The sequence below is a fragment of the Rhizobacter sp. P2_H2 genome (assembly GCF_056403375.1).
Genome location: NZ_JBFUFP010000201.1, coordinates 1 through 7,046 on the forward strand (window position 1 = coordinate 1; position 7,046 = coordinate 7,046).

The 7,046-nt window shown below is 68.5% G+C and carries 8 protein-coding genes; 3 read left to right on the forward strand and 5 right to left on the reverse strand.

Annotation, left to right across the window (positions count from 1 at the left end):
* The coding region (gene dnaE, locus AC1D15_RS13105; protein ID WP_477826319.1) for a DNA polymerase III subunit alpha at positions 1–2,209 on the reverse strand (2,209 nt) is incomplete at its 3' end.
* Between the two features lie 52 nt (positions 2,210–2,261).
* Here dnaE and AC1D15_RS13110 point away from each other — a divergent pair.
* The 3 genes from AC1D15_RS13110 to AC1D15_RS13120 all read left to right on the forward strand — a co-directional run bounded on the left by AC1D15_RS13110 (position 2,262) and on the right by AC1D15_RS13120 (position 5,251).
* The gene (locus AC1D15_RS13110) at positions 2,262–3,002 is read left to right on the forward strand and encodes a sulfurtransferase (RefSeq protein ID WP_477826320.1); all 741 of its coding nucleotides are present in this window, start codon (positions 2,262–2,264) and stop codon (positions 3,000–3,002) included.
* Positions 3,003–3,044: 42 nt separating this feature from the next.
* Complete coding sequence (egtB, locus tag AC1D15_RS13115) at positions 3,045–4,352, forward strand: ergothioneine biosynthesis protein EgtB (RefSeq protein WP_477826321.1); 1,308 nt, start codon at positions 3,045–3,047, stop codon at positions 4,350–4,352.
* Between the two features lie 89 nt (positions 4,353–4,441).
* The gene (locus tag AC1D15_RS13120) at positions 4,442–5,251 is read left to right on the forward strand and encodes an OTU domain-containing protein (protein ID WP_477826322.1); all 810 of its coding nucleotides are present in this window, start codon (positions 4,442–4,444) and stop codon (positions 5,249–5,251) included.
* Here the strand turns inward: AC1D15_RS13120 and AC1D15_RS13125 are convergent.
* From AC1D15_RS13125 to AC1D15_RS13140, 4 genes are all read right to left on the reverse strand, one after another.
* The gene (locus AC1D15_RS13125) at positions 5,217–5,936 is read right to left on the reverse strand and encodes a DUF599 domain-containing protein (RefSeq protein ID WP_047505823.1); all 720 of its coding nucleotides are present in this window, start codon (positions 5,934–5,936) and stop codon (positions 5,217–5,219) included. The genes AC1D15_RS13120 and AC1D15_RS13125 overlap by 35 nt on opposite strands.
* A gap of 35 nt (positions 5,937–5,971) precedes the next feature.
* Positions 5,972–6,403 carry an OsmC family protein gene (locus AC1D15_RS13130; protein ID WP_477826323.1) on the reverse strand — a complete coding sequence of 144 codons (432 nt, stop codon included), beginning with the start codon at positions 6,401–6,403 and terminating at the stop codon, positions 5,972–5,974.
* Positions 6,403–6,810, reverse strand: a complete 408-nt coding sequence (locus AC1D15_RS13135; RefSeq protein WP_465114012.1) for a DoxX family protein — start codon at positions 6,808–6,810, stop codon at positions 6,403–6,405. The genes AC1D15_RS13130 and AC1D15_RS13135 overlap by 1 nt, the downstream gene beginning before the upstream one ends.
* Positions 6,811–6,839: 29 nt before the next feature.
* Positions 6,840–7,046: pirin family protein (locus AC1D15_RS13140; protein ID WP_477826324.1), on the reverse strand; the 207-nt coding region annotated here is incomplete at its 5' end.

Sequence of the window (7,046 nt, forward strand, 5' to 3'; positions counted from 1 at the left end):
CGGCGAAGGTCGCTCGGTGCTTGACCATCTCCTCGAGCTTCTTCTTGCCCATCGCGCGGCGCAGCAGGTCGGCGCCGCCGAGCGAGTAGCCGCCCAGGCGCTGGGCGACCTGCATCACCTGCTCCTGGTAGACCATGATCCCGTAGGTCTCTTCCAGCACCTCCTTCATCAGCGGGTGCGGGTACTCGACCTCCTCGCGGCCGTGCTTGCGCGCGCAGAAGCTCGGGATCAGGTCCATCGGGCCCGGGCGGTACAGCGCCACCAGCGCGATGATGTCCTCGAAGACGCTCGGCTTCGCATCCTTCAGCATGCGCTGCATGCCGGTGGATTCCAGCTGGAACACGGCCACCGTCTTGCCCTCGCTCATCAGCTGGTAGGCGCCGCKGTCGGTCAGCGGGATCTTCTCGAACGCGAAATCCTTGCGCGACGGATGGCGCGCGACGATGAAGTCCTTCGCCATCTCGAGGATGGTCAGCGTCGCGAGGCCCAGGAAGTCGAACTTGACCAGGCCGATCGCCTCGACATCGTCCTTGTCGAACTGGCTGACCGCGCTGTTGCTGCCGGGCTGCATGTACAGCGGGCAGAAATCGGTGATCTTGCCGGGCGCGATCAGCACGCCGCCGGCGTGCATGCCGATGTTGCGCACCATGCCCTCGACACGCTCGGCCAGCGCGAGCAGCTCGGCGACCTCTTCCTCGTTCTTCTCGCGCTCCTCGAGCTCCGGCGCCTCGGTGCGCGCGTAGATGATGCCRCTGTCGGGCTTGTCGCCGGGGCGCTTCAGCGTGACGGTCTTGCCGGGCGGTGCCGGCACCAGCTTCGCGATGCCGTCGACGTGGCCGTAGCCCATGCCGAGCACGCGGCCCACGTCGCGCAGCGCGGCCTTGGCCGCCATCGTGCCGAAGGTCGCGATCTGGCTGACGGCCTCGCGGCCGTACTTGTCCTTCACGTAGTCGATGACGCGGTCGCGGTTGCCCTGGCAGAAGTCGATGTCGAAGTCGGGCATCGAGACCCGCTCGGGGTTCAGGAAGCGCTCGAACAGCAGGTTGTAGCGCAGCGGATCCAGGTCGGTGATCTTCAGCGCATAGGCCACCAGCGAGCCGGCGCCCGAGCCGCGGCCCGGGCCGACCGGGCAGCCGTGGGTCTTGGCCCAGATGATGAAGTCGGCCACGATCAGGAAGTAACCGGGGAAGCCCATCTTCAGGATCGTATTGATCTCGAAATCGAGCCGGTCCACGTAGCGCGACATCTCGCGCTCGCGCTGCGCCGCGTCCGGGTACAGGTGCAGCATGCGCTCCTTCAGCCCCTCGTGCGATGCGTAGCGGAAGTAGGCCTCGGGCGCCATGCGCTCGCCATTGACCTCGGGCGTCGGGAAATCGGGCAGCTGCGGCTTGCCGAGCACCAGCGTCAGGCTGCAGCGCTTCGCGATCTCGACGCTGTTGGCGAGCGCGCTCGGCAGGTCGGCGAACAAGGCCTCCATCTGCGCCTGCGACTTGAAGTACTGCTCACGCGTGAAGCGCTTGACGCGCCGCGGGTTGGTCAGCGTCTCGCCCTCGGCGATGCAGGTGCGGGCCTCGTGGGCCTCGAAGTCGTCCGGCGTCTGGAACTGCACCGGGTGCGTCGCGACCACCGGCAGGCGCAGCGCGGCCGCCAGCGGCACCGCGGCGCGCACATGGGCCTCGTTGGTCGGCTGGCCGGCGCGCTGCAGCTCGAGGTAGAAGCGCTTGTCGAAGATCGCGGCCAGCTTCTGCGCCGCCGCGGTGGCACGCGCGGTGTCCTGCGCCATCAGGGCCTGGCCGATCGAGCCCATCTCGGCGCCCGACAGCGCGATCAGCCCACCGTTGAGTTCCTGCAGCCAGTCGAGCTTGTGCCAGGCCTGCGCGCGCTGCGCGTTCAGCACCCAGCCGCGCGACAGCAGCTCGCACAGGTTGTGGTAGCCCGCCGCGCTCTGCACCAGCAGCAGCAGGCGGCTCGGGTTCTTCTCGCCGACGGTGGTGTCGGGCTCGAGCCAGATGTCGGCACCGATGATCGGCTGCACGCCCTTCTTGCGGGCGGCGCTGTAGAACTTGACCGCGCCGAACAGGTTCGACAGGTCGGTGATCGCGAGGGCCGGCTGGTGGTCCTGCGCGGCKGCGTCCACCAGCTCGTCGATCCGCAGGGTGCCATCGACGACGGAGAACTCGGTGTGGGTGCGCAGGTGGATGAAAGCCATCGGGCGATTTTAGAGAGCCTGCGCTCCGTAAAATGCCGGGCTTCGCACGAATATGAAACCCATCCTCAACATCTCCGCCTACCTGTTCGTGACCCTGACGGACACGCAGGCGCTGCGCGAGAGCATTCGCTCACAAGCAGCCGGTCACCACCTGAAGGGCACGGTGCTGCTCGCCGAAGAGGGCATCAACCTGTTCCTGGCCGGCGCGCCCGACGCGGTGCGCGGCTTCGTGGCCTGGCTGCGCGGCGACGCGCGCTTCGCGGCACTGGCGCCGAAGGAGAGCCTGTCGGATGCGGTGCCGTTCGGCAAGCTGCTGGTGAAGGTCAAGCCCGAGATCATCCGGATGAACCACCCGCAGTTCCGGCCCGAATCGGGGCGCGCCCCGGCGGTCGACGCGCGGACGCTCGCGCGCTGGCTCGATGCCGGCCATGACGACAGCGGCCGCGAGGTGGTGATGCTCGACACCCGCAACGCCTTCGAGGTGGACCACGGCCGCTTCGAGAACGCGATCGATTGGCGCATCACCAAGTTCACCGAATTCCCGCAGGCGCTGCGCGCGCATGCGGCCGAGCTGCAGGGCAAGACGGTGGTCAGCTACTGCACCGGCGGCATCCGCTGCGAGAAGGCGGCGCTGTTCATGGCCGAGGCCGGCGTCGAGAACGTGCTGCAGCTCGAGGGCGGCATCCTGAAATACTTCGAGGAGGCCGGCGGCAGGCACTTCGACGGCCACTGTTTCGTGTTCGATGAAAGGGAATCCGTCGACGCGGCACTGCTGCCGGCGAGATCGGTGTAAGGTCGCTGCGATCGGCGCCGACCGACGGCGCAGGAGACACCGATGCAGTCCCACAGCTTGCCCCGCAGCGGCAGCCTTCCCGTCCAGCCGAACAGTCCGCTCGGCAATCGGTATGCCCAGGTTCGCGAGACCAGCCTCGCGCTGGCCGCGCCGCTGTCGCCCGAAGACTGCCAGGTGCAGTCGATGCCCGACGCGAGCCCGACGAAGTGGCACCTCGCGCACGTCACCTGGYTCTTCGAGACCTTCCTGCTGGAGCGCTTCGAGCGCGAGTTCCAGCCGCACGACGCGCGCTTCCGCGTGCTCTACAACAGCTACTACAACGGCATCGGCGACCAGTACCCGCGCGCCAAACGAGGCCTGGTGACGCGCCCGGCACTGGCCGACGTGCTGCGCTACCGCGCCGATGTCGATGCGCGCATGCAGGCGCTGATCGCGCAGCGCGGCGGCGATGCGGAACTGGCCGCGCTGGTCACGCTCGGCCTGCACCACGAACAGCAGCACCAGGAGCTGCTGCTGACCGACATCAAGCACGCGCTGTCGTTCAGCCCCGGCCACCCCGGCTACGGCAAGCGCTGGCCGATGACCGCGGTGCAAGCGCAGGCGCTGCGCTGGTTCGGCTACGGCGGTGGCCTGTTCGAGCTGGGCCACGACCCCGAGCGCGACGGCGCGTTCTGCTTCGACAACGAGACGCCGCGCCACCGCACGTTCATCGCGCCGTTCGAGCTCGCGTCGCGACCGGTCAGCCATGGCGAGTGGATGGCCTTCATCGACGACGGCGGCTACCAGCGGCCGGAGCTGTGGCTCTCGCTCGGCTGGGACTGGGTGCGCAACGGCGGCCACCAGGCGCCGCTGTACTGGCGGCGCGAGGGCGACGCGTGGTTCACGCACACGCTGCATGGCGAGATGGCCGTCGACCCGCACACGCCGGCCTGCCACCTGAGCTACTTCGAGGCCGACGCCTACGCGCGCTGGGCCGGCGCGCGCTTGCCGACCGAGGCCGAATGGGAGTTCGCGGCCCGGCAGACCAAGCCGCAGGCGCGCGCCAACTTCGCCGACAGCGGCGCCTTCCACCCGATGCCGGCGGCGGATGCGCCGGCCGATGCACCGTCGCAGCTGTTCGGCGACGTCTGGGAATGGACGCAGTCGAGCTACCTGCCCTACCCCGGCTACAAGGCGCTGCCCGGCGCGGTCGGCGAGTACAACGGCAAGTTCATGAGCCAGCAGATGGTGCTGCGCGGCGGCTCGTGCGCGACGCCAGCCGGGCATGCGCGGGCCAGCTACCGCAACTTCTTCCCGCCGGAGGTGCAGTGGCAGTTCAGCGGGCTGCGGCTGGCGCGGGACGTGGGCTGACGCGGGCCATTTGAACCGGCGGCGGAACGGCTTCGCCCGTGGCGTTACCAAGTGCTCGCGCCAGGTGGATCTGGCCGCGGAAGCAAGGCATGAGCGTGGGATCGGTGACAGGGAAGAAGAGAACGCGGGAACCGGAGGCCGAGCCCCCGGGCGGCGAGCCCGCCGCGAGCATCGCGAGGAAGGCACGCCAACAGGCGAAGGAGACTTGCGCGACGTTCCCGGACCTGATCACGCCCGAGGGCCAGGATGCCTTCTTCAACGTGGTCGGCATCGAGGGCATCGAGCAATGCTTCCGTGACGACCTGAAGACCGTGGAGCAGGTCTACTGGCAGAAGGTCGACGAGCATGCCGCCGCCGACCGCACCGACACCGTCCGTCCTCCGCCGGTTCGCATCGATCCAAGGTACTTTGCCGATGCGCATACCGAGGGCGTGCGGGGAGATGGTGACTGTGCGTTCCACTCGATGATCGCCGGTGCCAGGCACCTGGGTGGCAATACCGCGGCGGCCGGTCCGTCAACGCCCCGCGAGATGCGCCTGCAGATGGCGGCCCATGTCGAGCGCGAGTACACCCTCTGGCGCCACGCGTCGGTGCACGACGTTCCGGACGAGAAGCAGTACCTGCTGACCCTTCCGTCCGACGACGACGAGCGCCGCGCAATGCTCAAGGATCTTCGCACGTCAGGCAGCTGGTTCCACGACATGGGCGACCTGTCGGTAGCGATCGCTGCCGACGCCTTCGGCCTGCAGATCGAGGTCATCACCCCGTATACCGACAGCGACCATCGACAGGTGTTCGGCGTGCAGCGCAACGGAACGCTGCCGCTGACGCTGCGCCGCGAGCGCGCGCACTACGAACCGGTGATCAGCTGTTCAACACCGCCAGCACGTCCGACCTGAACTCGCGCTGGTACAGCACGTACACCACGCCCGCCGTCGCGAGCATGAAGATCAGCGGCGAGAAGAACCAGGCCACCGCGGCGAATGACAGGTAGTACGCCCGCAGCCCGTCGTTGAAGGTTTCGGCGGCCATGCTGACCACGCCGCCCGCCTTCTTCGCGAAGGCCTGCCGGCGCACCTCGCCGTCGGAGCCTTGTTCGAGCAACTGCGCTGCCTCCGGCGCCGCGGCGATCAACAGCGCGCCGAAGGTGTACTGCCGCATCGACCACGTGAAGCGGAAGAACGCATAGACGAAGATGCCCAGCAGCAGCACCACCTTCAGGTCGAACACCAGCACCGAGGTGCGGGCCGCGAACGGCAGGTCGCGCACGATCTCGGTGGCCTTGTCGCTGGTGCCCAGCACCGCCAGCAGGCCGCCGATGATCAGGATGGTGGTCGACGCGAAGAACGACGGGCTGGTCGACAGGTTCTGCAGCACGACGCCGTCGATCACCCGCACCTCGCGGTAGGTGGTCTGCAGCATCCATTCGCGGCGCACCCGGTTCGTCGACGCGAGGATCGACGGCTGCGTCAGCGCGCGGCGGTGCGCGAACCAGATGTAGCCGGCCCAGGCGCAGAAGAACGCCACCAGGGCGGCCCAGTCCGTCCAGGGCAGCACCGCCACGAGCTTCAGGATGATGTCCATGGCGGCAACTTTAACGGGGATGACGCCCCGGCCCGCTACGTCAGCGTCGTCTCGATCCGAGTCTGCCCCTCGAGTACCCGGTGGATCGGGCACTTGCCGGCAATCTCGAGCAGGCGGGTCCGATCGGCCTCGGCCAGATCACCGTCGATGTGGATGCGGCGCTGCATCTGGTAGCGCACGCCGCCGTCGTCGCCACGCGTCTCGACGTGGTCCACCTGCACGTGCAGCGAGCGCACGGCCAGCGCCTTGCGGCGGATGTAGAGCTCCAGTGTCAGCGTGGTGCAGGCGGCCAGCGCCGAGTCCAGCAGGTCGTGCGGGCTCGGCGCGGCATCGCTGCTGCCGAGCGTGCGATCCACGTCGGCGGCCCAAGCATGGCGGCCGTTGGTGAGTAACGTGAGCAGCGTCAGCGCGCTGGCCGGTTGGTCAGCCGCCGCGGGCCGCCGGTGCAGGTGGGCGTCGATCGTCATCAGCGGCGCTTCGCATCCAGGCTCAGCGCACCGGCCCCGAAGGCCACGATCGCGAGCAGCCCGCCGATCACCGAGATGTTCTTCATGAACATCAGGTTCTGCACCATCGCCTGCTCGGCCGGCACGGCCCAGAAGTTGTGGAAGATCACCGTGGCGGCCAGCGTGAACACCGCCAGCACGGCAGCAGCCCAGCGGGCGTTCCAGCCGACGATCAGCGCGATGCCGCCGACGATCTCGACCAGCAGCGCGATCACCGCGCCGACCTGCGGCAGCGGCAGGCCCTTCGACGCGATGTAGCCGACCGTGCCCTCGAAGCCGGTCAGCTTGCTGAAGCCGGCCAGCACGAACATCAAGGCCAGCAGGATGCGCGCAGCGAGCGCGAGCGGGTTCTGGAGTCGTTCGAACATGATGGGTCGTCCTTGGTTGAAGAAAGGGATCACTGCAGGTCGAAAACCAGCACCTCGGCATCGCGCCCGGCGCCGATGCGCACCGCCGGTTCGTCGTCGAGCATCGCCGCATCACCGGCGGACAGCGCCTGGCCGTTCACCTCGACGCTGCCGCGCACCACGTGCACATAGGCCTTGCGCTTCGCCGGCAGCGCCAGCTCGGCACGCTCGTCGCCGTCGAACAGGCCAGCATACAG

Bases quoted from the DNA above. Each gene is read 5' to 3' on its own strand.
- AC1D15_RS13110 (WP_477826320.1), top strand. From the start codon at position 2,262: ATGAAACCCATCCTCAACATCTCCGCCTACCTGTTCGTGACCCTGACG.
- AC1D15_RS13120 (WP_477826322.1), top strand. From the start codon at position 4,442: ATGAGCGTGGGATCGGTGACAGGGAAGAAGAGAACGCGGGAACCGGAG.
- AC1D15_RS13125 (WP_047505823.1), bottom strand. From the start codon at position 5,936: ATGGACATCATCCTGAAGCTCGTGGCGGTGCTGCCCTGGACGGACTGG.
- AC1D15_RS13130 (WP_477826323.1), bottom strand. From the start codon at position 6,403: ATGACGATCGACGCCCACCTGCACCGGCGGCCCGCGGCGGCTGACCAA.
- AC1D15_RS13135 (WP_465114012.1), bottom strand. From the start codon at position 6,810: ATGTTCGAACGACTCCAGAACCCGCTCGCGCTCGCTGCGCGCATCCTG.